Below are 26,807 nucleotides of genomic sequence, written 5' to 3'. Positions count from 1 at the left end.
TCATGGCCAACATCAAGAAGGGTGACCTCGTTCAGGTCATCTCGGGCCGCAGCCAGGCTCGCGGCGGAGATCGCGGCAAGCAGGGCAAGGTCCTCGAGGTGCTCGTCGCCGAGAACCGCGTCGTCGTCGAAGGCATCAACTTCGTGACGAAGCACGTTCGCGTCGGCCAGACGCAGCGCGGCTCGAAGACCGGCGGCATCGAGACCGTCGAGGCCCCGATCCACGTCTCGAACGTCGCGCTCGTCGACCCCGAGTCGAAGAAGCCGACCCGCGTCGGTTTCCGCATCGAGACCGTGACGAAGGACGGCGTCGACAAGACCGTCCGCGTCCGTTACGCAAAGAAGTCAGGTAAGGACCTGTAATGACCGACACGGCTACGCAGGCTGGCAAAATCCAGCCGCGCCTGAAGACCAAGTACCGGGACGAGATCTCGAAGGCCCTCACCGAGGAGCACGGCTACACCAACGTGCACCAGGTTCCGGGTCTCGTGAAGATCGTCGTGAACATGGGTGTCGGCGAGGCCGCACGCGATGGCAAGGTCATCGACGGCGCGATCGCCGACCTCACCAAGATCACCGGCCAGAAGCCGCAGGTCACGAAGGCTCGCAAGTCCATCGCGCAGTTCAAGCTGCGCGAGGGCCAGCCCATCGGCGCGCACGTCACGCTCCGTGGCGACCGCATGTGGGAGTTCCTCGACCGCCTGCTCTCGCTCGCACTGCCCCGTATCCGCGACTTCCGCGGCCTCTCGGACAAGCAGTTCGACGGCACCGGCAACTACACCTTCGGTCTCACGGAGCAGTCGATGTTCCACGAGATCGACCAGGACAAGATCGACCGCGTCCGCGGCATGGACATCACTGTGGTGACCACCGCCAAGACGGACGAAGAGGGCCGCGCGCTGCTCAAGCAGCTCGGGTTCCCCTTCAAGTCGGCCGACGCCGCCAACTGAACCACGGATGCTGCGGGCTCACGCCCGCAGCATCCGATCCGGTCCTCCGCATCCGCGGGAGACCGACACCACAGGTCATCGCTCGTGTAACGGGCGCTGAAACCTGGTGAACGTAAGGAAATACTCGTCATGACGATGACCGACCCGGTCGCTGACATGCTGACCCGTCTGCGGAACGCGAACTCCGCACACCACGACTCCGTGTCGATGCCCAACTCCAAGCTCAAGGCGAACATCGCCGAGATCTTGAAGAAGGAGGGCTACATCGCGGACTTCGAGCTGACTGATGCTCGCGTGGGCAAGACGCTCACGCTGCAGCTCAAGTTCGGCCCCAACCGCGAGCGTTCGATCGCTGGCATCAAGCGCGTCTCCAAGCCCGGCCTCCGCGTCTACGCGAAGTCGACGGAGCTCCCCAAGGTGCTCGGCGGCCTCGGCGTTGCCATCCTGTCCACCTCCAGCGGTCTGCTCACCGACCGTCAGGCCGAGAAGAAGGGCGTAGGCGGAGAAGTCCTCGCCTACGTGTGGTAGTTCCATGTCACGAATCGGACGACTTCCCATCGACATCCCCGCGGGCGTCGACGTCAAGATCGACGGCCAGGCCGTTTCGGTGAAGGGCCCGAAGGGCGAGCTCGCGCTCACCGTCGCCGCCCCCATCGAGGTCAAGCTCGAAGAGAACCAGGTTCTCGTCACGCGCCCCGACGACGAGCGCACCTCGCGCTCGCTGCACGGCCTCACGCGTACCCTCATCGCCAACCAGATCATCGGTGTGACGCAGGGCTACTCCAAGGCGCTCGAGATCGTCGGCACCGGTTACCGCGTCGCGCAGAAGGGCTCGTCGCTCGAGCTCGCGCTCGGTTTCTCGCACCCCGTCGTCGTCGACGCACCCGCCGGCATCACGTTGACCGTCGAGGGCAACAACAAGATCACGGTCGCGGGCATCGACAAGCAGGCGGTCGGCGAGGTCGCCGCGAACATCCGCAAGATCAAGAAGCCCGAGCCGTACAAGGGCAAGGGCATCCGCTACGCCGGCGAGGTCGTGCGTCGCAAGGCCGGAAAGTCAGGTAAGTAATCATGGCTGTGAAGACCAAGACGGCTGCGCGTTCGCGCCGCCACACCCGCCTTCGCAAGAAGGTCGTCGGCACCGAGCTGCGTCCGCGCCTCGTCGTCACCCGTTCGGCACGTCACGTGTTCGTCCAGGTCGTCGACGACAGCAAGGGCCTGACCGTCGCCAGCGCCTCGACCATGGAGGCAGACCTCCGTGTGTTCGACGGTGACAAGACCGCCAAGGCCAAGAAGGTCGGCGAGCTCGTCGCAGAGCGTGCGAAGAAGGCCGGCATCGAGTCCGTCGTCTTCGACCGCGGCGGCAACAAGTACGCCGGTCGTGTCGCAGCGATCGCCGATGGAGCGCGAGAGGCAGGGCTCAACCTGTGAGCGAGAACACTACGAAGGAGACCGAGGTGACCGCAGAAGCACCCGTCGAGACGGCAGCAGCTTCGGAGCCGGCTCGGAACGAGCGCGACAACCGTCGCGGTGGCGGTCGTGACCGCAACCAGGGTGGCCGCGACCGCGGTGGCCGTGACGCCGACAAGAGCCAGTTCCTCGAGCGCGTCGTGACCATCAACCGCGTGTCGAAGGTCGTCAAGGGCGGCCGTCGCTTCAGCTTCACGGCGCTCGTCGTCGTGGGTGACGGCAACGGACTCGTCGGCGTCGGCTACGGCAAGGCGCGTGAGGTCCCGACCGCGATCTCGAAGGGCGTCGAGGAGGCGAAGAAGAACTTCTTCCGCGTTCCTCGCGTCGGCGCGACCATCCCGCACCCCGTCCAGGGTGAGGCTGCAGCCGGCGTCGTCCTGCTCCGCCCCGCTTCGGCCGGTACCGGTGTCATCGCCGGTGGTCCCGTGCGTGCGGTGCTCGAGTGCGCCGGCATCCACGACGTGCTGAGCAAGTCGCTCGGTTCGTCGAACACCATCAACATCGTGCACGCCACGGTCGCGGCCCTGCAGCAGCTCGAAGAGCCGCGCGCAGTCGCTGCCCGTCGTGGCCTCGCCTACGACGAGGTCGCTCCGGCCCGTCTGCTGCGTGCCGAGGCCCAGGCGGCAGAGTCCGCCGCAGCAGCGAAGGCAGGTGCCTGATGGCCAAGCAGCTGAAGGTGACCCAGATCAAGTCCAAGGTGAGCGAGAAGCAGTACCAGCGCGACACGCTGCGCAGCCTCGGACTCAAGCGCATCGGTGACTCGGTGGTTCGCGAGGACAACTCGCAGAACCGCGGCTACGTGAACACCGTCGCGCACCTCGTGAAGGTTGAGGAGATTGACTAATGGCTGACGAGAAGAAGGACGTCGCCGCCGAAGCCCCCAAGAAGGCTCCGGCGAAGAAGACGGCCGACAAGCCCGCCGCCGCGAAGGCAGCCCCCAAGGCTGCTGCCGAGAAGAAGGCCCCCGCCAAGGCCGCAGCAGCGAAGGCCGACTCGGCCGACGCCGCCAAGGCTCCGGCGAAGAAGGCCCCTGCGAAGGCTGCACCCGCCAAGAAGGCCGCTCCCAAGGCGGACGTCGCGGAGAAGCGCGAGCAGGTGCTGAAGGTCCACCACCTCCGCCCCGCTCCCGGTGCCAAGAAGGACAAGACCCGCGTCGGACGCGGTGAGGGTTCGAAGGGCAAGACGGCAGGTCGCGGTACCAAGGGCTCGAAGGCTCGCAACAACATCCGCCCCGGGTTCGAGGGTGGCCAGCTTCCGTACCACATGCGTGCGCCGAAGCTCCGCGGCTTCAAGAACCCGTTCCGCGTCGAGTACCAGGTCGTGAACCTGGAGAAGCTCGCCGAGCTCTACCCGAAGGGCGGCGACGTCACGATCGCCGACCTCGTCGAGAAGGGCGCCGTTCGCAAGAACGAGCGCGTCAAGGTTCTCGGCAACGGCGACATCCAGGTGAAGCTCACCGTCGCGGTCGACAAGGTCTCCGGCTCGGCTGAGCAGAAGATCGTCGCCGCCGGCGGCTCGGTCAAGTAGACCGGAACAGCACCGATTGCACGAGCCAGTCGGGACCTCGCGTATGATTCACGGGGGTCTCGACTGGCTCGAGCCGCATATGGACTGACTCCACACGGAGCAACAGGAGGACGAGTGTTCAACGCCATCGGGCGGATCTTCCGCACGCCGGATCTTCGCCGCAAGCTCGGGTTCACGCTGGGCATCGTCGCCCTGTTCCGGCTGGGTTCGTTCATTCCCGCGCCGTTCGTGGACTTCGGCAACGTCCAGGCGTGTCTCGCCGCGAACCAGGCAGGCGCAGCGGGGCTCTACGACCTCGTGAACCTGTTCTCGGGCGGTGCGCTGCTCCAGCTGTCGATCTTCGCGCTGGGCATCATGCCCTACATCACGGCGTCGATCATCGTGCAGCTGCTGCGCGTGGTGATCCCTCACTTCGAGACGCTGTACAAAGAGGGCCAGGCCGGTCAGGGCCGCCTCACGCAGTACACCCGCTACCTGACGATCGCGCTCGGCGTGCTCCAGTCGACGACGCTCATCACGGTCGCCCGCTCCGGCGCTCTCTTCCCGTCGGGTGCCCCCGAGTGCTCGCAGCTCATCACGAACGACGCCTGGTACGCGATCCTGCTCATGGTGATCACCATGACCGCCGGTACCGGCCTCATCATGTGGATGGGCGAGCTCATCACCGAACGCGGCATCGGCAACGGCATGTCGCTCCTCATCTTCACCTCGATCGCCGCGACCTTCCCCGGTTCGCTCTGGGCCATCGGCATCGCCCGCGGCTGGGACATCTTCGCGATCGTGCTCGCCATCGGCCTGCTGGTCGTGGTCGCCGTGGTCTTCGTCGAGCAATCGCAGCGGCGCATCCCGGTGCAGTACGCGAAGCGCATGGTCGGCCGGCGCACGTACGGCGGCAACAACACGTACATCCCGATCAAGGTCAACATGGCCGGTGTCGTGCCCGTCATCTTCGCCTCCTCGCTCCTGTACCTGCCCGCGCTCATCGCGCAGTTCAACACGCCGGCCGCCGGCGAGACGCCGCAGCCGTGGGTCGTGTGGATCACGAACAACCTCACGCAGGGCGGCCACCCGCTCTACATGCTGATGTACTTCCTGCTCATCGTCGGATTCACGTACTTCTACGTGGCGATCACGTTCAACCCCGACGAGGTCTCCGAGAACATGAAGAAGTACGGCGGCTTCATCCCGGGCATCCGGGCCGGCCGTCCCACCGCCGAGTACCTCGACTACGTGCTCACGCGCATCACGCTGCCGGGCTCGCTGTACCTCGGTGCGATCGCCCTGATCCCGCTGATCGCGTTCGCGGTCGTGGGGGCAGACCAGAACTTCCCGTTCGGCGGCGCTTCGATCCTCATCATCGTCGGTGTCGGCCTCGAGACGGTCAAGCAGATCGACGCCCAGCTCCAGCAGCGACACTACGAAGGACTTCTCCGATGACGGCTTCCGCAACCGGCTCAGCTCGCTTCCTGATCGTCGGGCCCCAGGGGTCCGGCAAGGGAACGCAGGGCGTGCTCGTCGCGGAGGCGTTCGGAGTGCCCCAGGTCGCCACCGGCGACATCTTCCGAGCCAACGTGGCCGGCGGCACCGAGCTCGGCAAGCGCGTGCAGGCGATCATCGAGGCGGGCGACCTCGTTCCCGACGCGCTCACGAGCGAGCTCGTGCGCGATCGGCTCGAGCAGGCGGATGCCGCGGGCGGCTTCCTCCTCGACGGCTACCCGCGCAACCGTGGCCAGGTCGACGACCTCGATGCGTTCCTCACGGCACGTGGCGAGTCGCTCGACGCGGTCATCGAGCTCGAGGTTCCCCGCGAGGAGAGCATCGCCCGGCTGCGGCATCGCGCGGTCGAGCAGGGTCGAACCGACGACACCGAAGAGGTCATCGCGAACCGACTCGCGATCTACGAGCGGGAGACCGCCCCGATCCTCGACGTGTACCGCCCGCGCGGCGTCGTCGTGCGCATCGACGGGGTCGGTTCACTCGACGAGGTGACCGAGCGCATCTTCTCGGCTCTCGCCGCACGCGGACTCGCGCCCAACGGCGTCACCGCCTGAGCGCATCGGTGTTCCGTCGGTCGATCTACAAGTCGCCTGCCGAGCTCCGCTCGATGCGGGCCGCCGGTGAGCTGACCGCTGCAGCGCTCGCGGAGACGCGCCGGCTGCTGGTTCCGGGTGCGACGCCGCTCGAACTCGACGCCGCGGCCGAACGCGTGATCCGCGACGGCGGCGGACGTCCGAACTTCCAGCTCGTTCCGGGCTACCGGCACACGCTCTGCGTGTCGGTCGACGACGATGTCGTGCACGGGATCCCCGGCGATCGCCCGTTCCGGGCCGGCGACATCGTCTCGGTCGACGGCGGTGCCGAGCTCGACGGTTGGAACGGCGATTCGGCGTTCACCGCGGTGCTGCCCGATGCCGCACGCCCCGATGTCGTCGCCGCTCGCGGAGAACTCAGCAGGGTCACGGAGCAGGCCCTGTGGGTCGGCATCGCCACGCTCGCCGGTTCGTCCCACCTCAACGAGGTGGGCGCTGCGATCGAGGAGTTCGTGCGTGGCGAGGGCGACTACGGCATCCTCACCGACTACGTCGGCCATGGCATCGGACGGTCGATGCACGAGGAACCGCCCGTCTTCAACTATCGCGTGGATCGGCGCGGGCCGGCCGTGAAGCCGGGGCTCGTGGTGGCGATCGAGCCCATGATCGTCGCGGGTGCCATCGACACCTTCACGCGCGACGACGACTGGACCGTGACGACCTCCGACGGTTCGGATGCCGCGCACTGGGAGCATTCGGTCGCGGTGCACGCCGATGGGATCTGGGTACTCACCGCGCCCGACGGCGGGGCAGCGGGCCTGGCGCCGTTCGGCGTGCGGCCGACACCGATCGCCTGATCGCTCGGCGCCGCTGCGTGCTGGTTGCGTGTCACGGTTCCATGAGCCGCGAGAGCACGGCGAGCAGCCCCGGATAGTCCGTCGCGTCGCTCACGAGCCGGTCGATGTTCGCGCGATCGCTGAACGCCTCGACGAACTGATCGAACAGCTCCTGGAAGCGGGCCCGTCCGTCCTCCGAGAACGCGATGAGCGCCACGACGTTGACCCGCGCGCCGGTCCACTCGATCGGCTCCTCGTCGATCGCGATCGCGATCGCGGTGCTGGCCGCTGACATCGTCATCGCGTGCGGCACCGCGAGGTGCTCGGTGAAGGCCGTCGAGGAGAGCCGCTCTCGTTCGAGGGCGGAATCGACATAGGCGTGGTCGATCACCCCGGCGGCGATCATGCGGTCGCCGAGCATACGGATGACCGACTCGGGATCATGCCCGCGGAGGCGGCCGCGCACGAACAGCTCGGGCGCGATGTACTCGGAGAGCGCGACCGCGAGGCGGGCTCGACGCCGCATGCTCCGGATGCCGGCCACCTCGGTGCGGATGCGCTCGAGATCGGCTTCGGTGGGAAACACCGCGACCCGTACGAAGTGTTCGACCGGCTGTGCTGGCTCCAGCACCGAGACGACGAGTTCGGCCTGAACGCGCGCCGGGTCGTCGACGGCATCGACGACGCCGACGAGCTCGATCTCGTCGGGGAACGCGGCGCCGATGCGCTCCGCGAGCGTCAGGTGCACGTCGTGGTAGGCCGGCGCCACGATCATCACCCGCACGCGATCCGCGCTCGATCGCTGCCGGTCGAGATACGCGCCCACGTGCATCGCGATGTAGGCGATCTCGTCGTCGTCGACGACGATGCCCTCGGCGAGCGAGAGCTCGTGCGCGATGTAGACCGACAGGTCGTAGATGAGCGGGTATGCCGACTTGATGGCGGCGGTGAGCGGATTCCGAGACGGGCGGCGCTCGGCCGAGCGGGCGACGAGGTTGTCGACGTGCAGGGCGAGCCGATCGATGAACTCGTCGTCGTCGAGATCGACGAGGTACTCCTCGGCGGTACGACCGACGACGGCGCGCACGAGCTCGGCCCGCGATGAGGGAACCGGCTGCGAGGCATCCGACGCCGCAAGCGAACGAGTGGCGGCCCGGTTGCCCAGCAGTCTCGAGAGGTGGGCGAGTTCGGTGTCGCCAATCCGGGTGCCGAACGTCGAGCGGATGACCCGGTCGAGCAGCTGCCCGAGCGGAGCCTCGCCGTCAGCAGGAGCCTGCGGGGCCGGCTCATCGGTATCGAGGGGCCGGTTGCGGCCGACGCGGTCGACGGCGATGGCGATGTGCAGCAGCACGTCGTTCAGTGCGTAGGCGTTGGGCGCGTATCCGGCGGCTGCGAGTTCGGCGACGAGCGCCTCCCGGAAGGCCGGCAGCTCGGGGAACGCGGCGCGCAGGCCGTCGGCGCCTCGACTGCCCCGCGCGGCCTCCTCGTGGAACAGCGATGCGAGGAGCTTCCGAGCCGCGGACTCCGTTCCGAGCAGGCGCACGCGTTCGCCGCTCCGCACGAGCGAGAGGCCGCTGCCGGCCAGCCGTGCCCTGACGCGGCCGAGGTCTGCCTCGATCGTCGACTCGCTCACGTGGAACGTGTCCGCGGCCTCGTAGACGTCGATGCCGTCGCTCGCATCGACCAGCTCCCGGATCAGTTGCGAGACCCGGGCCGCAGGCGGGGCGCCGGCGCCGGCGGAGCGATGCGAGGAGGCGGCGGCCCATGCCGCGCGATCGAGCCGGTATCCGAGCGGCCCGGACTCGACGATGAGCCTGCCGGCGTCGGCGTTGGCGTTGGCGGCGTAGGTGCGGATGGTTCGGGGCGTCACGCCGAGGAGCGCGGAGAATTCGGCCGCCGTCGTCCACCCGGAGCGCTCGGCGAGCGCGGCGACGAGTCGCTCCCAGTTCTCGGCCACGGGTCCTCCTGCTGAGACGCCCGAACTCCGGACGGTGCACACAGTCAACCATCCGAGGCCGCCTCCCGGTTCGGGAGAACGGCTTCCGGGGGTGCGGAAGCGAGTGTGCTGGTGCGGTACCGGCTGACACCGCACAATCGAGGAAGGACGGCGCAGTGCGAGCCGACGATCGACGGAGACCGCCAGGGCGGAGCGAGGAGGCACCGATGCGCATCATCGTCGTCTGCGGCGCCGGCGCCTCGAGCACGTTCGTCGCGATGCGGATCCGGCGTGCCGCCGACGCCAGGGGCATGACCCTCGAAGTGGCGGCGAGCGGGGAGTCCCAGCTCGCGACGGCCCTCATCGGAGCGGACGTGCTGCTCGTCGGCGCCCATCTCGGAGATCGGCTCGCCGCCATTCGCGAACGTGCGGCCGCGGCATCCGTCGATCTGGTCCTGCTCCCGGTCGATGCGGCCGTCGGCGCCGACCCGGATGCACTGCTCGAGCTCGCACTCGCCTCGCGTGAGGCGCGATCGTGACCCGCCGCGCGGTGCCCGCCGCTCCCTCATCCGCGGCGGGCGGCTATGGTGAACGAGGGAACGGATACTCGCGACGGGGGCCGGAAACATGCTGGAACGAACAGTTCGAATCGGATCGACGCACGGCCTGCACGCACGGCCGGCGAAGCTCTTCACCCAGGCCGTCGTCGCCTCGGGCGCCACGGTCACGCTCAGCAAGTCGGGTGGCAAGCCCGTCAACGCGGCGAGCATCCTCGGCGTCATCTCGCAGGGCATCGACCACGGCGACGAGGTCACTCTCGTCGTCGAGGGCGACGACGAGTCGGCAGTGCTCGACTCGCTCGTCGAACTGCTCGGCACCGACCACGACGAATAGCGCGTGGCGTCCGTCTTCCTTCGAACTGATTCGAGAGGGCGAATGATGGAGATCACGGGTACCGGCATCGGTCAGGGAGTGGCCGTCGGCCAGGTCGTGCGCATGGCCGAGCGGCTGCCGGAGCCGGTCGACCGGCCGAGCCACCTCGACCCCGCGCGCGAGACGGAGCGGGCGAAGGCCTCCCTCTCGGTCGTCGCCGCCGAACTCGCACGTCGCGGATCGCAGGCGGGCGGCGCCGCGAAGGACGTGCTCGAGGCGCAGGCCATGATGGCCGAGGACCCGAGCCTCCTCGACGAGATCGTGACGCGACTCCAGGCCGGCAAGACCGCCGAGCGAGCCGTGTTCGAGGCGTTCGGCTCCTACCGCGACCTGCTCGCCGGCATGGGCGGTTACATGGGCGAGCGGGCCGCCGATCTCGACGACATCTCGCAGCGTGTCATCGCGCACCTCCTGAAGCTGCCGGCGCCCGGTGTGCCCGACCCGGGTCACCCGTTCATCCTGGTCGCCAGGGACCTCGCGCCCGCGGACACGGCGACACTCGATCTCGACCAGGTGCAGGGTCTCGTCACGATCGACGGCGGGCCGACCTCGCACACGGCGATCCTCGCCCGCGAGAAGTCGATCGTCGCGATCGTCGGGGCGACGGATGCCGCGAGCCTCGCCGACGGCGACACCATCGTCGTCGACGCCGAACGTGGCATCGTCCTCACCGACCCCTCGGCCGAGGAGATCGCGTCCGCGAAGACGCGGATCGCGGAGCGAGCGGCGCGTTCGAGCGCTCCGATCGAGCCCGGCGCCCTCGCCGACGGCACCGCGGTGCCGCTCCTCGCGAACCTCGGCTCGGCCGACGGCGCTGCCGAGGCGCTTCGGCTCGGAGCCGAGGGGGTGGGCCTGTTCCGCACCGAGTTCCTCTTCCTCGACGCCGACACGGCGCCGAGCATCACCGACCAGCAGGCCCAGTACACGCGGCTGCTGACGGCGTTCGCCGGGAAGAAGGTCGTCGTGCGCGTGCTCGACGCCGGCGCCGACAAGCCGCTGTCGTTCCTGAACGACGCACACGAGGAGAACCCGGCGCTCGGACTCCGCGGCATCCGTGCCCTGCGGCACTCCGAGGCGATCCTGCGCGAGCAGCTCACCGCGCTCGCCGCGGCCGACGCGGCGACCGACGCCGAGCTGTGGGTCATGGCGCCCATGATCGCGACCGTCGAGGAGACCAGGTACTTCACCGGGCTCGCACGGGAGCTCGGCATCCGCGTCGCCGGTGTCATGGTCGAGACGCCGTCGGCCGCCCTCGTGGCCGACCGGGTGCTCGCCGCATGCGACTTCGCCTCGATCGGCACGAACGACCTCACGCAGTACACGATGGCCGCCGACCGGCTGCTCGGCACGGTCGCGAACCTCCAGAACCCCTGGCACCCCGCCGTGCTCCGCCTCATCGCGGACGTCGGGGCGGCCGGCGCCGACGTCGGCAAGCCGGTCGGCATCTGCGGCGAGGCCGCCGCCGACCCGCTCCTCGCCGTCGTGCTCGTCGGGCTCGGTGCCACCAGCCTGTCGATGTCGCCATCGGCACTCGCAGATGTCCGCGCCTCCCTCGCGCGGTACAGCCTGAGCGACGCGAACGCGCTCGCCCGGGCAGCCCTGGCCGCTGAGGGAGCGGCCGAAGCCAGAGCGGCGGCAGTCGCCGTCGCGACCGAGATCACCGCGACCCGGGAGACCGGGTCGTAACCACCAGAGAGGCACTGCCATGACAACGACGTCAGCGGACGCGAAGCGGCCCGGGGGAGCCCGCGTCGCCGTCCAGAGGTTCGGCTCGTTCCTGTCGAACATGATCCTGCCGAACATCGCGGCCTTCATCGCCTGGGGCATCGTCACGATGTTCTTCATCCCGGCGGGGTTCACGCCGAACGAGTCGCTCGCCGAACTCGTCGGCCCGATGATCACCTACCTGCTGCCGTTGCTCATCGCGAACCAGGGCGGCCGGCTCATCTACGACACCCGTGGCGGCGTCGTCGCCTCGATCGCCACGGTCGGCGTGATCGTCGGCACCGACATCCCGATGTTCCTCGGCGCCATGATCATGGGCCCGCTCGCAGCGTGGCTCATGAAGCAGGTCGACCGCATCTGGGAGGGCAAGATCAAGGCCGGCTTCGAGATGCTGGTCAACAACTTCTCCGCCGGCATCCTCGGCTTCGGTCTCGCGATCCTCGGCTACCTCGCATTCGGCCCCGTCGTCGAGTGGCTCAGCAACGCGCTCGAGGCCGCGGTCGACTGGCTGGTGGCCCTCTCGCTCCTGCCGCTCCTGTCGATCCTCGTCGAGCCCGGCAAGGTGCTCTTCCTGAACAACGCGATCAACCACGGCGTGTTCACGCCGATCGGCACCCAGCAGGCGTCCGAGACGGGCAAGTCGATCCTGTTCCTCGTCGAGGCGAACCCCGGCCCCGGCCTCGGCATCCTCCTGGCGTTCACGTTCTTCGGCATCGGCATGGCGCGGGCGACCGCCCCGGCCGCGATCATCATCCAGTTCTTCGGCGGCATCCACGAGATCTACTTCCCGTACGTGCTCATGAAGCCGCTGCTGATCGTCGCGGCGATCGCCGGCGGCATGACGGGCGTCGCGACCAACGTCGTCTTCAACAGCGGCCTGCGGGCGCCGGCCGCGCCGGGCAGCATCATCGCGGTGATCGCCCAGACGGCGTCGGACAGCTACGTCGGCGTGATCCTGTCGGTGGTGCTCTCCGCCGGCGTCTCGTTCCTCGTCGCGGCGATCATCCTGCGCGCGAGTCGCAAGCGCGACCTCGCGAGGGAGGGAGCCGGCGACCTCTCTGCCGCGATCGCGCAGACCGAGGCGAACAAGGGCAAGGAGAGCGGCGTGCTGCACAACCTGCAGGCCGACGTCGCAGCCGCCGGCGGTGCGCTGCTCGCCGAGGGCGAGGAGGCGGCGTTCGAGCGGAAGCCGATCCACACGATCGTGTTCGCCTGCGATGCCGGCATGGGCTCGAGTGCGATGGGCGCCACCGTGCTGCGCAACAAGATCAAGAAGGCGGGCATCGACAGCGTCGACGTCACGAACAAGGCGATCGCCAACCTCACCGACGACGTCGACCTCGTCATCACCCACCAGGACCTCACCGACCGGGCCCGCCGGCAGTCGCCGAACGCCCTGCACGTCTCGGTCGACAACTTCATGAACTCGCCGAAGTACGACGAGATCGTGCACCTGCTGGAGTCCGAAGGCGTTCGCTGAAAGGAAAGCCCATGACCGAACAGATCCTCTCTCCCGAGAACGTGCGGCTCGCGACACGTGCCGCCGGTCGAGACGACGCGATCCGCGAAGCGGGACGCATCCTCGTCGACGCCGGTGCCGTGCGGCCCGCGTACCTCGACTCGATGCTCGAACGGGAGGGATCCGTCTCGACGTTCATGGGCAACCTCCTGGCGATACCGCACGGCACGAACGAGGGCAAGGACGCGATCGTGCGTTCCGCGCTCTCGTTCGTGCGGTACGACGAGCCGGTCGACTGGGGCGGCGAGCCCGTGCGCTTCGTCGTGGGCATCGCGGGGCTCGACAACGAGCACCTCGAGATCCTCTCCAAGATCGCGATCATCTTCTCCGACGACGACTCGGTCCAGGCGCTCGTCGACGCCGGGTCGGCCGGGGAGATCTTCTCGCTGCTCTCGGAGGTCAACGACTCGTGAAGGCGGTGCACTTCGGAGCCGGCAACATCGGTCGCGGCTTCGTGGGGCTCCTGCTCCACGACGCCGGCTACGAGGTCGTCTTCGCCGACGTCAACGCCGCGCTGATCGACGACCTCGCCGCGGCGGACGCGTACACCGTGCACGAGGTCGGCGCGGGTGCGCGCGACCGGGTCGTCGACGGCTTCCGTGCGGTGAACAGCGCCACGGATGCCCCGGCGCTGGCCGCCGAGCTCACGACGGCGGACATCGCGACCACGGCGGTGGGCCCGACGATCCTCCGCTTCATCGCCCCGCACCTCGTGACGGCGTTGCGGTCGAGGTCGACGAATGCCCCGCCGCTCGCGATCATGGCCTGCGAGAACGCCATCAACGCGACCGACGTGCTGCGCGACGAGATGATCGCGCTCGTCGACCCGGCCGAATGGCCCGTGCTCGCCGCTCGCGCGGTGTTCGCGAACACCGCGGTCGATCGCATCGTGCCGGCCCAGGCTCCCGACGCCGGTCTCGACGTGACCGTCGAGACCTTCTTCGAGTGGGCGATCGAACGCAGGCCGTTCGGCGATTCGGCGCCGGCGATCGCGGAGGCGCACTTCGTCGACGACCTGGCCCCGTACATCGAGCGCAAGCTCTTCACCGTGAACACCGGACACGCCGCCACGGCGTACTTCGGCTTCCTCGCCGGGCACGAGCGCATCAGCGACGCGCTCGCCGACGACGGCGTCGCGGTGGCCGTGGAGCGTGCGCTCGTGGAGACCTCGGCGCTCATCGTCGCCAAGCACGACTTCGCCGAGGGACAGCAGGCCGAGTATCGTGCGACGATCCTGCGACGGTTCGCGAATCCCGAGCTGCCCGACACAGTCGAGCGAGTGGGGCGGCAGCCGCTCCGGAAGCTCGGCCGGCGCGAGCGCTTCATCGCTCCGGCCGCGGAACTCGCCGAACGCGGGCTTCCCGTCGACGGCCTGCTCGCCGCGGTCGGTGCCGCGTTGCGGTTCGACGTTCCGGGCGATCCCGAGAGCGTCGAGCTGCAGGCGCTCGTCGGCACGGTGGATCCGGTCCAGTTCGTGCGCGACGTGAACGGCATCGACGCGGGTCATCCGCTGCAGGTGCAGCTCGTGCGGACGGTCGCAACGTCGCAACGCGCCGGGTGACGCGCCTGTTGACGCGCCGGTCGACGGCCGATCCGAGGCGCTGGCCGGGCTCGACTGGCGAAAACGCTCGGAATCACCTAGAGTTGATCCTTGGTGTTCTGCACGCCTGCTTCGGCATGCCTGACGGCCCCTGATTCAGGGGAATTCAGCGCAGCGAGCGGAACCATCGCACGACCAGCATCCCAACTCCAAGCGATAGTGAGGCTATGGCCAAGAAAGACGGCGTCATCGAGATCGAAGGCTCGGTTGTCGAGGCCCTCCCGAACGCGATGTTCCGGGTGGAACTCACGAACGGACACAAGGTCCTCGCGCACATCTCAGGAAAGATGCGCCAGCACTACATCCGCATCCTCCCCGAGGACCGCGTGATCGTCGAGCTGAGCCCATACGACCTGACGCGCGGCCGCATCGTCTACCGCTACAAGTAACGGCTGCTCGGAAAGTAACGGCCCGCGACATCTCGTGGGTACGAGGACAGCGACACATCAAGGAACAATCGTGAAGGTCAACCCCAGCGTCAAGCCCATCTGCGACCACTGCAAGGTGATTCGCCGCCACGGCCGCGTCATGGTCATCTGCAAGTCGAACCCGCGCCACAAGCAGCGCCAGGGCTAGTCACCAGACGGCGGGGCGCGAGCGCCCCGCATCCCACAACTGAATACATCGGCAACGCCAGAACCGCCGGCATCCATGGATGCCGCGGGGACACCTCGAGTCGGAGGCTCGGGCACCGGCGTTGCTCCACACCTCCACTTCGAAACAGGAGAAGCCACACATGGCACGTCTGGCAGGAGTCGACATCCCGCGCGAGAAGCGCGTGGAGATCGCACTGACTTACATCTACGGCGTCGGCCGCACGCGAGCACTCACCACGCTCGCCGAGACCGGCATCGACGGAAACATCCGCGTGAAGGACCTCAGCGACGACCAGCTCATTGCGCTGCGCGACTACATCGAGGGCAACTTCAAGGTCGAGGGTGACCTCCGCCGCGAGGTCGCCGCCGACATCCGCCGCAAGGTCGAGATCGGCTCGTACGAGGGCATCCGCCACCGTCGCGGTCTCCCGGTCCGCGGCCAGCGCACCAAGACCAACGCTCGTACCCGCAAGGGCCCGAAGCGCACCGTCGCCGGCAAGAAGAAGCCCGGCCGCAAGTAACCGCTCGTCGCCAGATCTAGGAGATTTCACACATGGCAGCACCCAAGGCGGCTACTCGCAAGCCGCGCAAGAAGGAAAAGAAGAACATCGCCGTGGGCCAGGCCCACATCAAGTCGACGTTCAACAACACGATCGTCTCGATCACCGACACCAACGGTGCCGTGATCAGCTGGGCCTCCTCCGGTGGCGTCGGCTTCAAGGGCTCGCGCAAGTCGACCCCGTTCGCCGCGCAGCTCGCCGCAGAGTCGGCCGCCCGCCAGGCGCAGGAGCACGGCATGAAGAAGGTCGACGTGTTCGTCAAGGGTCCCGGCTCCGGCCGCGAGACCGCGATCCGCTCGCTCCAGGCCGCAGGCCTCGAGGTCGGCAGCATCAACGACGTGACGCCCCAGGCGCACAACGGATGCCGCCCGCCCAAGCGTCGCCGCGTCTGATTCCCTCCCGGTGATCGAGGAGCGGTCCGGCTCAGCCGGGCCCTCCTCGATCGCCGGGACATCCGTTCTCTCACACAACTCAAGATCCTCGTACTCGCAGGTGTCATATAGCGGACACCCTGCCGAAAGGAATCAACAGTGCTGATCGCACAGCGCCCGACGCTCACCGAAGAGAACATCTCGGAGTTCCGTTCGCGTTTCGTGATCGAGCCCCTCGAGCCGGGCTTCGGTTACACCCTGGGCAACTCGCTCCGTCGCACCCTCCTCTCCTCGATCCCCGGCGCAGCCGTGACGAGCATCCGCATCGACGGCGTGCTCCACGAGTTCTCGACCGTTCCGGGCGTGAAGGAGGATGTCACCGAGATCATCCTCAACATCAAGAACCTGGTCGTCTCCAGCGAGCACGACGAGCCCATCACCGCCTACCTGCGCAAGCAGGGTGCCGGTGAGGTCACCGCAGCCGACATCTCCGCTCCGGCGGGTGTCGAGGTGCACAACCCCGAGCTCGTGATCGCGACGCTCAACGACTCGGCGAAGTTCGAGCTCGAGCTCACGATCGAGCGCGGCCGCGGCTACGTCTCGGCCAGCCAGAACCGCAACGAGTACTCCGAGGCCGGCCAGATCCCGGTCGACTCGATCTACTCGCCGGTCCTGAAGGTCACCTACCGCGTCGAGGCCACCCGTGCCGGCGAGCGCACCGACTTCGACCGCCTCGTGGTCGACGTCGAGTCGAAGCCGGCCATCACGCCGCGCGACGCGATCGCCTCGGCGGGCCGCACGCTCACCGAGCTGTTCGGACTCGCTCGCGAGCTGAACACTGCTGCCGAGGGCATCGAGATCGGCCCCGCGCCGGTCGACGCCGTGCTCTCCAGCGAGCTCTCGATCCCGATCGAAGACCTCGACCTGTCGGTGCGCAGCTACAACTGCCTGAAGCGCGAGGGCATCAACACGGTGTCCGAGCTCGTCGCCCTGTCGGAGTCGCAGCTCATGAACATCCGCAACTTCGGCCAGAAGTCGGTGGATGAGGTCAAGGACAAGCTCACCGAAATGGGCCTGTCGCTGAAGGACTCCGTCCCCGGATTCGACGGGGCCCACTTCTACACGGGCTTCGACGACGAGAACTAGGCAGACCTCGCGGTCGCCCACCAACCCCCACCTACTGGAGAGAACGAACCATGCCGAAGCCCACGAAGGGCCCCCGCCTCGGAGGCGGCCCCGCCCACGAGCGGTTGATGCTCGCGAACCTCGCTGCAGCGCTGTTCACGCACAAGCGCATCACCACCACTGAGACGAAGGCCAAGCGCCTCCGTCCGCTGGCCGAGCGTCTCGTGACGTTCGGCAAGCGCGGCGACCTGCACGCGCGTCGTCGCGTGCTCGCCGTCATCGGCGACAAGACCGTCGTGCACGAGCTGTTCACGGTCATCGCCCCGCAGGTCGCAGACCGTGAGGGCGGCTACACCCGCATCACGAAGGTCGGCAACCGCAAGGGCGACAACGCGCCCATGGCGGTCATCGAGCTCGTGCTCGAGCCCGTGACCCCGAAGAAGCGCGCCGCGAAGCCGGCCGCCGCCGCGGCGCCCGTCGCCGAGGAGGCTCCGGCCGAGGTCGTCGAGGAGACGACCGAGGTCGAGTCGACCGACGCAGCAGCTGAGGAGACGACCGAGGTCGTCGCCGACGAGGCGGAGTCCGCCGAGGCCAAGTAGCCTCCTGCTCGCTCACGAGGGGCCCCGGTGCTTGCACCGGGGCCCTTCGCCGTCTCGGCAGCATGAACGCCGTCTAGTCTGGAGCGGTGACCGAGCACGAACTGTCGCCGCTCTTCGAGCGCATCACGGCTCCCGCGACGCTCCCGAACCTCGCGCACCGCGACGTGCACGCCTGGCGTCCGGTCGGCGACGACGATCTCGACCGGATCGTGGAGCTCGAGGCGGCTATGGCGGCCGCCGACCACCCCGAATACGCGGTCCCGAGGGAAGAGCTCGCCGACGACCTCGGGATGTCGTTCGTCGACCGCGAGCGGGACTCGATCGTGGCACTCGATGCCGACGGCCGAGCGGTGGCGTGGGGGGTCGCGTACCACCCACCCGGGCGCGACACCCTGGTGCGCACCATCCTCGTGGGGGGCGTGCATCCCGAGCTGCGTCGCCGCGGCATCGGTCGCCTCCTCCTCGGCTGGCAGCGCGCGCGGGCAGCCCAGCAGCTCGCGGCATCCGATCTGCCGCTTCCGGGATGGATCATGGGGTTCTCCGACGACCGTGCGCGCTGGGCCGGTCCGCTGCTCGAGTCCGAGGGCTTCACCGCCGCGCGGTTCTTCGCCGGGTTGCGCCGCGATCTCGGCGAGCCGATCGACGACGTCGCCGCCGGCGAGGGCATCCGCATCGAGGTGCTGGGGACATCGCGGACCGACGAGGTGAGAGCCGCCCGGAATGACGCGTTCCGCGACCACTGGGGCAGTCAGCCGAGGTCGGAGGAGGAATGGGGCGCCTTCGTCTCGAGTGCCGTGTTCCGCGCGGATCTCTCCGTCATCGCCATCGACGAGGCGAGCGAGCGAGTGGTGGGGTTCGTGCTGAGCGAGGTGAATGAAGACGACTGGCATGGTCAGGGGTTCTCGAGCGTGCACGTTCCACTGGTCGGGGTCGTGCGCGGGCATCGCGGACGCGGCGTGGCGAAGGCCCTCCTGGCCGCCCACCTGACCGCCGCAGGCGCCGCCGGACTCGAGTACTCGACGCTCGAAGTCGATGCGGCGAGTCCGACCGGGGCGTTCGCGTTGTACGAGCGGATGGGGTTCCGGGCGGCGACCACCGAGACCAGTTACACGATCGTGTTCTGAGGCGCCGCGACGAGGTCCGAGCGCACAGCGCCGGGTCCGGAGACGGGTCCGGAACCGACGTATCGCGGCGATTCGCGTTGTGCCAGAATCTGTTCTCGGTGCCGCAGTCAACGGTGCTCGAAGAGGAGCAGCGTGACCGCCGTCCGCATCCCCGTCGACCGGGATCTCTCGATCGATTTCGCCCGCGCGTTCTGCCTGCCGATCGTGGTGCTGCTGCACGCTCTGCAGATGGGCATCGGCGGGGAACCGCTGCGGGCGTTCAACGCGCTCGACGGGTTCGAGCCGCTCGCCTGGGCGACGTGGCCGCTCATGATCATGCCCGTCTTCTTCATCTGCGGCGGGTTCGCGTCGATCACGCAGTGGCGACGGCTCCGCGGACACGGCGAGACCGTGTCCCACTACCTCCGCATCCGCGCCATCCGCCTGGCGCAACCGGTGGTCCTGCTCGTCGCGGCAGTCGGTGCGGTGCTCGCGTGCATGCTGCTTGCAGGGGTCGACGGCGAGTTCGTCCGGACGTTCGCGGTTCGACTCGCCGAGCCGCTCTGGTTCATCCCCGTGTACCTGATCTGCACGGCATTCGTGCCGACGATGTCGTGGTTGCATCGTCATGCGCCATGGCCCGCCTACCTCGGTCTCGCTGCTGCGGTGGTCGTCGTCGACGTGCTCGTGCGAGGGTTCGGAGCACCTCTCGGCGCACTCAACTGGATCTTCGTCTGGCTGTTCGCCCAACAGCTGGGATTCGGGCTCCGCGACGGCTGGTTCGCGCGTCGTTCGCGACTCGTGCTCGTGCTCGGCGCGGTCGGCGCCTACGGTGTCATCGGCATGCTCGTGACCTGGTTCGGGTACTCGCACGACATGCTCGACAACCTCAACCCGCCGACGCTGGCGATCCTCGCCCTGGCGCTCGGGCAGGTCTGCCTGTTCGCGCTCGCGCAGCCGCTCATCCGGCGCGTGATGTCGTGGCGGCCGATGCTCGGAGCGGTGTTCGTCTTCGGCGTCTACGGAATGGTCATCTACCTCTGGCACACCTTCGCGATGGCGGTCGTCACTGCGCTCCACCTCGCGTTCGACCTGCCGTTCCCGCCAGTGCTCTCGCCGGCGTGGTGGGCGACCCGTCCGCTCTGGATCCTCGCCATCGCCGTCGTCGTCGCCGGATGCTGCGTGGTCGTGCCGCGCATCGAGTCGCTGTGGCCGAAACCGGTCGAGCGCACGTCGCCGCTCGCCGCGGTGCTCCTCTGGAGCGCGTTCGCGGTGATCGGCGTCGGAGTCCTGCTCGCATTCGGCTACCTTCCGTGGCAGAACGGGCTGCTGGGCTGGGCGCTCGTCACCGCAGCGGTCGTCGCGCTCATCGTCGGCGGTCCGGGGCACCGGACGCGGAACGCGGCGATGCCGGCCGAGCTGCCGATCGCGGCGCCGACCTCGGCTGCGCGATCGTAGGCTTGAGGGCATGGTCGTCTCCGAATCCGTCGTCTCGTCGAGCCCCGGTGCCGGCCCGGTCGCGCTCGGAGACGACGCCGAGGGCGTGGTTCGCGTGCGACTCGCGCTCGCGTACGACGGCACCGACTTCAACGGATGGAGCCGGCAGCCCGGACTGCGAACGGTTCAAGGGGTCGTCGAGGATGCCCTCGGCATCCTCTTCCGGCGTGCCGGAACCGCACCGCGCCTGACCGTTGCCGGACGGACCGATGCCGGCGTCCATGCCCTTGGGCAGGTGGCGCACTTCGACGTCCCGCGGTCGGCACTCGCCGCGGTGACCCGGGCGCGCCGCGGTCACGCGCCCGCACCCGAGGACACGGGGCCCGCGGCGGTGCTGCTTCGCAGGTTGGCCGGTGTGATCGGGGCATCCGATGCCGATGTCGTGGTGACGGGGGCCGCGCTCGCTCCCGATGGATTCGACGCGCGATTCTCGGCGATCTGGCGACGATACGAGTATCGGATCGCAGACGCCGCCGCTGCACGGGATCCGCTCGCGCGACACCGGACGGTGTGGCGCCCGCGTGCGCTCGACGCCGAGCGTATGGATGCTTCGGCCCAGGCCCTCCTCGGCCTGCACGACTTCGCCGCCTTCTGCAAGCCGCGTGATGGAGCGACGACCATCCGCACGCTGGAGTCGTACCGCTGGCGACGCGATACCGACGGCGTGCTCGTGGCGTCGCTGCAGGCCGATGCCTTCTGCCACTCGATGGTGCGTGCGCTCATCGGGGCTGCGGTCGCGGTCGGCGAGGGACGCCTCGACCTCGACGCTCCGGCAGAGCTGCTCCGCGCCCGGCAACGCACGAACGCGTTCATGGTCATGCCGGCGAAGGGCCTCGTGCTCACCGAGGTCGGTTACCCCGACGATCACGAACTCGAGGTTCGCGCCGCGCAGACGCGCGCGCGGCGCGAACTGAGCGTGCAAGTCGACGACGAGGCGGACGCGGGGGAGTGAGGGGCAACCGATTGGACGCGTGCCTCTCGACCCGCTAAGCTTGCCCTTTGGTGCCGTCCTCTGCGGCGGCATCCGAAGTTGAGCCCTCCACCAGGGCGTTCGGACGCATCGCGGGCGAACACCCACCGGAGTGGGATTCACGAACCCCTCACTCGATCAGAAAGCAGCACTTCCGTGACGCGCACGTTCACTCCCAAGCCGTCCGACATCCAGCACGACTGGGTCGTCATCGACGCAACCGATATCGTCCTCGGTCGCCTCGCGAGCCACACCGCAGCCCTGCTGCGCGGCAAGCACAAGGCGATCTTCGCGAACCACGTCGACACCGGTGACTTCGTCATCATCGTCAACGCCGACAAGGTGGCCCTCACCGGCCAGAAGCTCGAGCAGAAGAAGGCCTACCGCCACTCGGGGTACCCGGGCGGTCTCACGGCCGTCAGCTACGCCGAACTCCTCGAGAAGAACCCCGTCCGCGCCGTCGAGAAGGCGATCCGCGGCATGCTCCCGAAGAACTCGCTCGGTCGGGCCCAGCTCAAGAAGCTGAAGGTCTACACCGGCCCGGAGCACCCGCACGCGGCACAGCAGCCCAAGCCGTACACCCTCACCCAGGTCGCCCAGTAGTACCGGCACCCTCGACGTTCTCGAAATAAGGATTCACACCACCATGGCGAAGATCGCAGACCAGATCGAAGCGGCTCCCGAGAGCTACACCACCGAGAGCGCCCCCGAGGCAGCTCCCGCTACCCCCCGCCCCGTGCTCAACGTGTCGGGCGCGGCCGTCGGCCGCCGCAAGCAGGCGATCGCCCGCGTGCGCCTCGTTCCCGGCGCCGGCAGCATCACCGTCAACGGCCGCGAGTTCGCAGCCTACTTCCCCAACAAGCTGCACCAGCAGCTCATCACCGACCCGTTCACGGTGCTCGAGCTCATCGGCTCGTACGACGTGGTCGCGAAGATCACGGGCGGCGGCCCGTCGGGCCAGGCAGGCGCGCTGCGTCTCGCCATCGCTCGCGCGCTGAACGAGATCGACCGCGAGAACAACCGCGCGACCCTCAAGAAGTCGGGCTTCCTCACGCGTGATGCACGCGTGATCGAGCGCAAGAAGGCCGGTCTCAAGAAGGCCCGCAAGGCGCCGCAGTTCTCGAAGCGCTGATTCCAGCGTCCGGTTCTCCGTACATGCCTCGGCTTTTCGGAACCGACGGGGTCCGGGGCCTGGCCAACCGTGAACTCACGGCTGACCTGGCCCTGGGCCTCGCCCAGGCGGCTGCCGCCGTCCTCACTCAAGGGCGTCACGCCGACGAGCTTCGCGCCGCCGGCCGACGCCCTGTCGCCGTCGTGGCGCGCGATCCGCGCGTCTCGGGCGAGTTCCTCACCGCTGCGGTCTCGGCCGGTCTCGCGAGCTCCGGTGTCGACGTGCTCGACGCCGGGGTCATTCCGACCCCCGCGACGGCGTTCCTGATCGATTCGATCGGCGCCGACTTCGGCGTGATGATCTCGGCCTCGCACAACCCGGCGCCCGACAACGGCATCAAGTTCTTCTCCTACGGCGGCACGAAGCTTCCCGACGAGGTCGAAGACCGTATCGAGTCGTTCCTCGGCAAGCAGAAGCTCGCTCCGGTCGGCGATGGAGTCGGTCGCATCCGTCGGTTCGCCGACGCTGAAGATCGCTACGTCGTGCACCTGCTCGGCACGCTGCCGCACCGCCTCGAGGGGCTCAAGGTCGTACTCGACTGCGCCCACGGTGCCGCGGCCGGGGTCTCGCCCCAGACCTTCGCAGACGCGGGCGCCGACGTCATCGTCATCGGGGCCGATCCCGATGGCATGAACATCAACGACGGTGTCGGTTCGACGCACCTCGAGAAGCTCCAGGCCGCCGTGATCGAACACGGCGCCGATCTCGGCATCGCCCACGACGGTGACGCCGACCGCTGCCTCGCGGTCGACGCCGACGGCGAGGTCATCGACGGCGACCGCATCATGGCGATCCTCGCCGTCTCGATGAAGGAGCGCGGCACACTCACCGACGACACGCTCGTGGTGACCGTCATGTCGAATCTCGGCCTGCGCCGCGCGATGGCCGAGCACGGCATCCGCGTCGTCGAGACCAAGGTCGGCGACCGCTACGTGCTCGAGGCCCTCGCAGCCGAAGGGCTCGCGCTCGGCGGCGAGCAGTCGGGCCACGTCATCATGAGCGAGTTCGCCACGACCGGTGACGGGGTGCTGACCGGCCTTCACCTCGCCGCAGAGATGGCCCGCACGGGAAAGACCCTCGCTGAACTGGCCTCGGTCATGACGGTCTACCCGCAGGTGCTCGTGAACGTGCGCGGAGTCGACCACCACGCCCTTGCCGACGATGCCGAGATCGGCGCCGCGGTCGTCGCGGTCGAGGCCGAGCTCGGCGACAGCGGCCGCGTGCTGCTGCGACCCTCGGGCACGGAGCCGATGGTTCGGGTCATGGTCGAGGCTGCAGAGCAGGACGCCGCGGAGCGGCACGCAGAGTCCCTCGCCGCCGTGGTGCGCGAGCGACTCGCCATCGTCTGACGACGCCGCGGCACTCCGCACGACGACGCCGCCCTTCGGACGCCATCGCGTCAGGAGGGCGGCCGAGCGTTCAGAGCTTGCGGAGCAGCACGCTCGAGACCGTGTGATCCGAACTCTTGCGGAGTACGAGGGATGCGCGCGATCGCGTCGGCCGGATGTTCTGCAGCAGGTTCGGCTCGTTGATCGAGTGCCAGATCTCGCGTGAACGCGCTCGCGCCTCGGCCTCGGTGAGGCTCGCGAATCGGTGGAAGTACGAGCGCGGGTTCGCGAACGCCCCGCGCTGGAGTTTCAGGAAGCGCTCCTCGTACCAACGTGCGATGTCGCTCGTGCGGGCGTCGACGTAGATCGTGAAGTCGAAGAGGTCGCTCACCGCGAGGCGATGTCCGGGGCCCGGAGGCTGCAGCACGTTCAGGCCCTCGACGATGAGCACGTCAGGGCGGCGCACGGTGATCTGCGCGTCCTTCACGATGTCGTACGCGAGGTGCGAGTAGAACGGTGCGCGCACCTCGGCGGCGCCCGCCTTGACCTCGCTCACGAAGCGGAGCAGCGCGCGCCGGTCGTACGACTCGGGGAACCCCTTCCGCGCCATGAGCCCGCGGCGCTCGAGCTCCGCATTGGGGAAGAGGAATCCGTCGGTCGTGATGAGTTCGACTCGCGGCGTGTGCTCCCAGCGGGCGAGCAGCTCGCGAAGCAGGCGGGCGATGGTCGACTTGCCGACCGCGACCGAACCGGCGACGCCGATGACGAAGGGCGTCGATTCGAAGCGTTCGCGCAGAAACTCGCTCGTGACCTTGTGCAGCGATTTCGTGCCGCCGACGTAGAGGTTCAGCAGCCTGCTGAGCGGCAGGTAGACCTCGGCGACCTCACGCGGGTCGAGCGGCTCACCGAGGCCGCGCAGCTGCACGATCTCGGTCTCCCGAAGCGGCGACGGCATCGATGGTGCGAGCGCGGCCCAGTCGGCCCGATCGAGTTCGATGAACGGGGAGATCTGCGCCGCGTGCGACGACGGGCTCTGCGGATCGGGCACCGTGCCAGTGTAGTCAGACGGAGCGGGCACCCAGCGGCGCGCCAGTAGAATCGCACGCATGTGTGGAATCGTCGGATACGTCGGAGAGCGCAACAGCCTCGACGTCCTCATGAATGGCCTTCGTCGCCTCGAGTACCGTGGTTATGACTCGGCAGGAGTAGCGATCGTCGACGACGACGGCCTCATGGAGACGGCCAAGCGCGCCGGCAAGCTCCAGGTGCTCGCCGACGAACTCGAGGCGAACCCGTTGCGCCACGGCGGCACCGGCATCGGTCACACCCGGTGGGCGACGCACGGCGGGCCGACGGACGTCAACGCTCACCCGCACCTCGGGGATGAGGGACGACTCGCACTCATCCACAACGGCATCATCGAGAACTTCTCAGAGCTGAAGGCCGAACTCCTCGCCGAGGGGTATTCGTTCGAGAGCGAGACCGACACCGAGGTCGCCGCGGTGCTCCTCGGCAAGGAGTACCAGTCGACCGGCGACCTCCGCGAGGCATTCCGCAACACCGTGTCACGCCTCGACGGCGCGTTCACCCTGCTCGCCGTGCACCGGTCGGAGCCCGGCGTCGTGGTCGGCGCCCGCCGCAACTCCCCGCTCGTCATCGGCCTCGGAGACGGCGAGAACTTCCTCGGGTCGGATGTCGCCGCCTTCGTCGAATACACGAAGCGCGCCCTGGCGATCGGCCAGGACCAGATCGTGGTGATCACCGCGAGCGACGTCGTCGTCACCGACTTCGACGGACAGCCCGTCGAGGTCGAGCCGTTCGACGTGGCGTGGGACGCGTCCGCCGCAGAGAAGGGCGGCTGGTCGTCGTTCATGCGCAAGGAGGTGTCCGAGCAGCCTGAAGCCGTCGCGAAGACCCTCCTCGGCCGCATCGTCGACGACGCTGTGGTGATCCCCGAGCTCGAGTCCTTCGGCGATGAGGAGCTCAGGGGCATCCGTCGCATCACGATCATCGCCTGCGGCACCGCCGCCTACGCCGGAACGGTCGCGAAGTACGCGATCGAGCAGTGGGCGCGCATCCCCGTCGAGGTCGAGCTCAGCCACGAGTTCCGATACCGCGAGCCGGTGCTCGACGACGACACGCTCGTCGTCTCGATCAGCCAGTCGGGCGAGACCATGGACACTCTCATGGCGGTGAAGTACGCCCGTGAGCAGGGCGCGCGCACGATCTCGATCTGCAACACGCAGGGCGCCACGATCCCGCGCGAGTCCGATGCGGTCGTCTACACCCACGCGGGCCCCGAGGTCGCCGTGGCCTCGACGAAGGCGTTCGTCGCGCAGATCGCGGCGCTGTACCTGTTCGGCCTGCACCTCGCACGTGTGCGCGGCACCCTGTCGGCCGAGGCGATCGCGACCCAGCTGCACGAGTTGCAGGCGGTGCCCGAGAAGCTCGAGCTCGTGCTCGCCGAGTCCGAGAAGGTCGCGCAGCTCGCCCACTGGATGGCCGACACCCGCTCGGTGCTCTTCCTCGGTCGTCACGTCGGGTACCCGATCGCGCTCGAGGGGGCGCTGAAGCTCAAGGAGCTCGCGTACATCCACGCGGAGGGCTTCGCCGCCGGCGAGCTCAAGCACGGTCCGATCGCGCTCATCGAGCCCGGACAGCCCGTCTTCGTGGTGGTGCCGAGCCCGCGCGGTTCGGCGACGCTGCACCCGAAGGTCGTCTCGAACATCCAGGAGATCCGCGCGCGCGGGGCACGTGTCATCGCGATCGCCGAGGCAGGCGACGCTTCGGTGCTGCCGTTCGCCGACGAGGTGCTGCGCATCCCGCTCGCGGCGCCGCTCTTCGAGCCGCTGCTCGCCGTCGTGCCCCTGCAGATCTTCGCCATGGAGCTCTCGCAGGCGAAGGGTCTCGACGTCGACCAGCCTCGCAATCTCGCGAAGTCGGTCACGGTCGAGTGAGCACG

At 68.5% G+C, this 26,807-nt stretch carries 32 protein-coding genes; 30 read left to right on the top strand and 2 right to left on the bottom strand.

Translation table 11 applies throughout. The annotated features are described in order from the left end of the window. Positions 1-2: 2 nt before the first annotated feature. The 11 genes from rplX (at position 3) to map (ending at position 6,833) form a co-directional block, all read left to right on the top strand. Positions 3-362 (top strand): 50S ribosomal protein L24, encoded by a 360-nt coding sequence (rplX, locus tag ACFCVM_RS06340; RefSeq protein ID WP_056010858.1) that lies wholly within the window; start codon positions 3-5, stop codon positions 360-362. Beyond that, positions 362-949, top strand: coding sequence for a 50S ribosomal protein L5 (rplE, locus tag ACFCVM_RS06335; protein WP_056010855.1), 588 nt, complete (start codon positions 362-364; stop codon positions 947-949). Before rplX ends, rplE begins: the two co-directional genes overlap by 1 nt. Positions 950-1,078: 129 nt before the next feature. Beyond that, the gene (rpsH, locus tag ACFCVM_RS06330; RefSeq protein WP_056010852.1) at positions 1,079-1,477 is read left to right on the top strand and encodes a 30S ribosomal protein S8; all 399 of its coding nucleotides are present in this window, start codon (positions 1,079-1,081) and stop codon (positions 1,475-1,477) included. 4 nt (positions 1,478-1,481) lie between these two features. Then, positions 1,482-2,018 (top strand): 50S ribosomal protein L6, encoded by a 537-nt coding sequence (gene rplF, locus ACFCVM_RS06325; RefSeq protein ID WP_332062641.1) that lies wholly within the window; start codon positions 1,482-1,484, stop codon positions 2,016-2,018. A gap of 2 nt (positions 2,019-2,020) precedes the next feature. Next, the gene (gene rplR / locus ACFCVM_RS06320) at positions 2,021-2,380 is read left to right on the top strand and encodes a 50S ribosomal protein L18 (protein WP_056010846.1); all 360 of its coding nucleotides are present in this window, start codon (positions 2,021-2,023) and stop codon (positions 2,378-2,380) included. Positions 2,381-2,406: 26 nt separating this feature from the next. Then, positions 2,407-3,078, top strand: coding sequence for a 30S ribosomal protein S5 (gene rpsE / locus ACFCVM_RS06315; protein ID WP_375835179.1), 672 nt, complete (start codon positions 2,407-2,409; stop codon positions 3,076-3,078). Further along, a complete protein-coding gene (gene rpmD / locus ACFCVM_RS06310; protein ID WP_375835177.1) occupies positions 3,078-3,263 on the top strand; it encodes a 50S ribosomal protein L30 in 186 nt (61 codons plus the stop codon). Before rpsE ends, rpmD begins: the two co-directional genes overlap by 1 nt. Next, positions 3,263-3,946 carry a 50S ribosomal protein L15 gene (gene rplO / locus ACFCVM_RS06305; protein WP_375835176.1) on the top strand — a complete coding sequence of 228 codons (684 nt, stop codon included), beginning with the start codon at positions 3,263-3,265 and terminating at the stop codon, positions 3,944-3,946. Before rpmD ends, rplO begins: the two co-directional genes overlap by 1 nt. Before the next feature lie 114 nt (positions 3,947-4,060). Next, positions 4,061-5,383: a preprotein translocase subunit SecY gene (secY, locus tag ACFCVM_RS06300; protein ID WP_375835174.1), complete on the top strand. Its 1,323-nt coding sequence runs from the start codon at positions 4,061-4,063 to the stop codon at positions 5,381-5,383. Next, complete coding sequence (locus ACFCVM_RS06295; RefSeq protein WP_375835172.1) at positions 5,380-5,997, top strand: adenylate kinase; 618 nt, start codon at positions 5,380-5,382, stop codon at positions 5,995-5,997. The genes secY and ACFCVM_RS06295 overlap by 4 nt, the downstream gene beginning before the upstream one ends. Positions 5,998-6,005: 8 nt before the next feature. Further along, a complete protein-coding gene (gene map, locus ACFCVM_RS06290; protein WP_375835170.1) occupies positions 6,006-6,833 on the top strand; it encodes a type I methionyl aminopeptidase in 828 nt (275 codons plus the stop codon). Positions 6,834-6,864: 31 nt separating this feature from the next. On the opposite strand, the gene ACFCVM_RS06285 is transcribed toward map, so the two are convergent. Beyond that, positions 6,865-8,769 carry a BglG family transcription antiterminator gene (locus ACFCVM_RS06285; protein ID WP_375835169.1) on the bottom strand — a complete coding sequence of 635 codons (1,905 nt, stop codon included), beginning with the start codon at positions 8,767-8,769 and terminating at the stop codon, positions 6,865-6,867. A gap of 206 nt (positions 8,770-8,975) precedes the next feature. Between ACFCVM_RS06285 and ACFCVM_RS06280 the strand changes: the two genes are divergently transcribed. From ACFCVM_RS06280 to glmM, 18 genes are all read left to right on the top strand, one after another. Next, positions 8,976-9,287 carry a PTS sugar transporter subunit IIB gene (locus tag ACFCVM_RS06280; RefSeq protein ID WP_375835167.1) on the top strand — a complete coding sequence of 104 codons (312 nt, stop codon included), beginning with the start codon at positions 8,976-8,978 and terminating at the stop codon, positions 9,285-9,287. An 88-nt stretch (positions 9,288-9,375) separates the two neighbouring features. Then, the gene (locus ACFCVM_RS06275; protein WP_375835166.1) at positions 9,376-9,642 is read left to right on the top strand and encodes an HPr family phosphocarrier protein; all 267 of its coding nucleotides are present in this window, start codon (positions 9,376-9,378) and stop codon (positions 9,640-9,642) included. A gap of 42 nt (positions 9,643-9,684) precedes the next feature. Then, positions 9,685-11,367 (top strand): phosphoenolpyruvate--protein phosphotransferase, encoded by a 1,683-nt coding sequence (ptsP, locus tag ACFCVM_RS06270; RefSeq protein ID WP_375835164.1) that lies wholly within the window; start codon positions 9,685-9,687, stop codon positions 11,365-11,367. A gap of 19 nt (positions 11,368-11,386) precedes the next feature. After that, entirely contained in the window at positions 11,387-12,886 is a 1,500-nt protein-coding gene (locus ACFCVM_RS06265; protein WP_375835162.1) for a PTS mannitol transporter subunit IICB, read from the top strand. Between the two features lie 11 nt (positions 12,887-12,897). Further along, positions 12,898-13,338: a PTS sugar transporter subunit IIA gene (locus ACFCVM_RS06260; RefSeq protein WP_375835161.1), complete on the top strand. Its 441-nt coding sequence runs from the start codon at positions 12,898-12,900 to the stop codon at positions 13,336-13,338. After that, a complete protein-coding gene (locus ACFCVM_RS06255; protein ID WP_375835160.1) occupies positions 13,335-14,486 on the top strand; it encodes a mannitol-1-phosphate 5-dehydrogenase in 1,152 nt (383 codons plus the stop codon). Before ACFCVM_RS06260 ends, ACFCVM_RS06255 begins: the two co-directional genes overlap by 4 nt. Positions 14,487-14,692: 206 nt before the next feature. Beyond that, the gene (gene infA, locus ACFCVM_RS06250; RefSeq protein ID WP_021759551.1) at positions 14,693-14,914 is read left to right on the top strand and encodes a translation initiation factor IF-1; all 222 of its coding nucleotides are present in this window, start codon (positions 14,693-14,695) and stop codon (positions 14,912-14,914) included. A gap of 70 nt (positions 14,915-14,984) precedes the next feature. Next, positions 14,985-15,101 (top strand): 50S ribosomal protein L36, encoded by a 117-nt coding sequence (gene rpmJ / locus ACFCVM_RS06245; RefSeq protein WP_005050492.1) that lies wholly within the window; start codon positions 14,985-14,987, stop codon positions 15,099-15,101. Positions 15,102-15,261: 160 nt separating this feature from the next. Next, positions 15,262-15,642, top strand: coding sequence for a 30S ribosomal protein S13 (gene rpsM / locus ACFCVM_RS06240; protein WP_074260121.1), 381 nt, complete (start codon positions 15,262-15,264; stop codon positions 15,640-15,642). A 32-nt stretch (positions 15,643-15,674) separates the two neighbouring features. Then, entirely contained in the window at positions 15,675-16,073 is a 399-nt protein-coding gene (gene rpsK / locus ACFCVM_RS06235; protein ID WP_022889749.1) for a 30S ribosomal protein S11, read from the top strand. Positions 16,074-16,211: 138 nt separating this feature from the next. Further along, complete coding sequence (locus ACFCVM_RS06230) at positions 16,212-17,198, top strand: DNA-directed RNA polymerase subunit alpha (RefSeq protein ID WP_022893850.1); 987 nt, start codon at positions 16,212-16,214, stop codon at positions 17,196-17,198. A 50-nt stretch (positions 17,199-17,248) separates the two neighbouring features. Continuing rightward, positions 17,249-17,776, top strand: a complete 528-nt coding sequence (gene rplQ / locus ACFCVM_RS06225; RefSeq protein ID WP_375835157.1) for a 50S ribosomal protein L17 — start codon at positions 17,249-17,251, stop codon at positions 17,774-17,776. An 86-nt stretch (positions 17,777-17,862) separates the two neighbouring features. Next, positions 17,863-18,900 carry a GNAT family N-acetyltransferase gene (locus tag ACFCVM_RS06220; protein ID WP_375835155.1) on the top strand — a complete coding sequence of 346 codons (1,038 nt, stop codon included), beginning with the start codon at positions 17,863-17,865 and terminating at the stop codon, positions 18,898-18,900. A 132-nt stretch (positions 18,901-19,032) separates the two neighbouring features. Further along, positions 19,033-20,337, top strand: a complete 1,305-nt coding sequence (locus ACFCVM_RS06215; protein ID WP_375835153.1) for an acyltransferase — start codon at positions 19,033-19,035, stop codon at positions 20,335-20,337. Between the two features lie 10 nt (positions 20,338-20,347). Beyond that, on the top strand, positions 20,348-21,328 hold the full coding sequence (locus tag ACFCVM_RS06210; protein WP_375835151.1) for a tRNA pseudouridine synthase A: 981 nt from the start codon (positions 20,348-20,350) through the stop codon (positions 21,326-21,328). 174 nt (positions 21,329-21,502) lie between these two features. Next, complete coding sequence (gene rplM / locus ACFCVM_RS06205; RefSeq protein WP_056010815.1) at positions 21,503-21,949, top strand: 50S ribosomal protein L13; 447 nt, start codon at positions 21,503-21,505, stop codon at positions 21,947-21,949. Positions 21,950-21,992: 43 nt separating this feature from the next. Further along, positions 21,993-22,478, top strand: coding sequence for a 30S ribosomal protein S9 (rpsI, locus tag ACFCVM_RS06200; RefSeq protein WP_375835150.1), 486 nt, complete (start codon positions 21,993-21,995; stop codon positions 22,476-22,478). A 23-nt stretch (positions 22,479-22,501) separates the two neighbouring features. Continuing rightward, positions 22,502-23,866 (top strand): phosphoglucosamine mutase, encoded by a 1,365-nt coding sequence (gene glmM, locus ACFCVM_RS06195; RefSeq protein WP_375835148.1) that lies wholly within the window; start codon positions 22,502-22,504, stop codon positions 23,864-23,866. 70 nt (positions 23,867-23,936) lie between these two features. Here glmM and coaA read toward each other — a convergent pair whose 3' ends face one another. Further along, positions 23,937-24,953: a type I pantothenate kinase gene (gene coaA, locus ACFCVM_RS06190; RefSeq protein ID WP_375835147.1), complete on the bottom strand. Its 1,017-nt coding sequence runs from the start codon at positions 24,951-24,953 to the stop codon at positions 23,937-23,939. On the opposite strand from coaA, the gene glmS reads away from it, so the two are divergent. Beyond that, positions 24,952-26,802: a glutamine--fructose-6-phosphate transaminase (isomerizing) gene (glmS, locus tag ACFCVM_RS06185; protein ID WP_375835146.1), complete on the top strand. Its 1,851-nt coding sequence runs from the start codon at positions 24,952-24,954 to the stop codon at positions 26,800-26,802. The genes coaA and glmS overlap by 2 nt on opposite strands. Positions 26,803-26,807: the final 5 nt, after the last annotated feature.

This window comes from Agromyces sp. NPDC056389 (assembly GCF_042262385.1).
GTDB lineage: Bacteria > Actinomycetota > Actinomycetes > Actinomycetales > Microbacteriaceae > Agromyces.
Note: the sequence above shows the minus strand (reverse complement) of the source record. Positions and strands in the feature narration are given on the sequence as shown.

Coding starts and splice junctions, on each gene's coding strand:
- rplX (WP_056010858.1), top strand. CDS start 3: ATGGCCAACATCAAGAAGGGTGACCTCGTTCAGGTCATCTCGGGCCGC.
- rplE (WP_056010855.1), top strand. CDS start 362: ATGACCGACACGGCTACGCAGGCTGGCAAAATCCAGCCGCGCCTGAAG.
- rpsH (WP_056010852.1), top strand. CDS start 1,079: ATGACGATGACCGACCCGGTCGCTGACATGCTGACCCGTCTGCGGAAC.
- rplF (WP_332062641.1), top strand. CDS start 1,482: ATGTCACGAATCGGACGACTTCCCATCGACATCCCCGCGGGCGTCGAC.
- rplR (WP_056010846.1), top strand. CDS start 2,021: ATGGCTGTGAAGACCAAGACGGCTGCGCGTTCGCGCCGCCACACCCGC.
- rpmD (WP_375835177.1), top strand. CDS start 3,078: ATGGCCAAGCAGCTGAAGGTGACCCAGATCAAGTCCAAGGTGAGCGAG.
- rplO (WP_375835176.1), top strand. CDS start 3,263: ATGGCTGACGAGAAGAAGGACGTCGCCGCCGAAGCCCCCAAGAAGGCT.
- ACFCVM_RS06295 (WP_375835172.1), top strand. CDS start 5,380: ATGACGGCTTCCGCAACCGGCTCAGCTCGCTTCCTGATCGTCGGGCCC.
- ACFCVM_RS06280 (WP_375835167.1), top strand. CDS start 8,976: ATGCGCATCATCGTCGTCTGCGGCGCCGGCGCCTCGAGCACGTTCGTC.
- ACFCVM_RS06275 (WP_375835166.1), top strand. CDS start 9,376: ATGCTGGAACGAACAGTTCGAATCGGATCGACGCACGGCCTGCACGCA.
- ptsP (WP_375835164.1), top strand. CDS start 9,685: ATGATGGAGATCACGGGTACCGGCATCGGTCAGGGAGTGGCCGTCGGC.
- ACFCVM_RS06265 (WP_375835162.1), top strand. CDS start 11,387: ATGACAACGACGTCAGCGGACGCGAAGCGGCCCGGGGGAGCCCGCGTC.
- ACFCVM_RS06260 (WP_375835161.1), top strand. CDS start 12,898: ATGACCGAACAGATCCTCTCTCCCGAGAACGTGCGGCTCGCGACACGT.
- infA (WP_021759551.1), top strand. CDS start 14,693: ATGGCCAAGAAAGACGGCGTCATCGAGATCGAAGGCTCGGTTGTCGAG.
- rpsM (WP_074260121.1), top strand. CDS start 15,262: ATGGCACGTCTGGCAGGAGTCGACATCCCGCGCGAGAAGCGCGTGGAG.
- rpsK (WP_022889749.1), top strand. CDS start 15,675: ATGGCAGCACCCAAGGCGGCTACTCGCAAGCCGCGCAAGAAGGAAAAG.
- rplQ (WP_375835157.1), top strand. CDS start 17,249: ATGCCGAAGCCCACGAAGGGCCCCCGCCTCGGAGGCGGCCCCGCCCAC.
- ACFCVM_RS06210 (WP_375835151.1), top strand. CDS start 20,348: ATGGTCGTCTCCGAATCCGTCGTCTCGTCGAGCCCCGGTGCCGGCCCG.
- rpsI (WP_375835150.1), top strand. CDS start 21,993: ATGGCGAAGATCGCAGACCAGATCGAAGCGGCTCCCGAGAGCTACACC.
- glmM (WP_375835148.1), top strand. CDS start 22,502: ATGCCTCGGCTTTTCGGAACCGACGGGGTCCGGGGCCTGGCCAACCGT.
- glmS (WP_375835146.1), top strand. CDS start 24,952: ATGTGTGGAATCGTCGGATACGTCGGAGAGCGCAACAGCCTCGACGTC.
- coaA (WP_375835147.1), bottom strand. CDS start 24,953: ATGCGTGCGATTCTACTGGCGCGCCGCTGGGTGCCCGCTCCGTCTGAC.